The organism is Pseudomonas sp. AC463 (assembly GCF_979253585.1).
The window spans coordinates 1-260 of the sequence record NZ_CEEDDZ010000781.1 but is presented as its reverse complement, the minus strand read 5'-3'; the positions used below and the strand labels follow the sequence as shown (position 1 = coordinate 260).

The 260-nt window shown below is 66.2% G+C and carries 1 protein-coding gene; it reads right to left on the bottom strand.

Features of this window, described 5'->3' with window-relative positions:
- Window positions 1–148: 148 nt before the first annotated feature.
- Entirely contained in the window at window positions 149–250 is a 102-nt protein-coding gene (locus tag AC0IYH_RS32345; protein WP_471838420.1) for a riboflavin kinase, read from the bottom strand.
- Window positions 251–260 lie beyond the last annotated feature (10 nt).

The following is a 260-nucleotide window of genomic DNA, read 5'->3' as shown; positions in this document are numbered from 1 at the left end:
CGGTCGTACAGGCCGATGCGCGCCCAGCGATCGAGGATCGCCGGCTCCTTGGCGGCAAGGCCCGCCTTCATCGGAAAGTCGGTCTTCGGCAGGAAGACGGTATCGCGATAGTCCCTGGCGGAGTCGCGCGGAGTGTTGGGTGCGTCGGTCATGCGTTCCGCGCGCCTAGAACCTCCCGTGCCCGCGCGCAATCGGCGTCCATCTGCGCGATGAGCGCGTCCATGCCGTCGAACATCGCTTCCGGTCGCAGATATTCGATC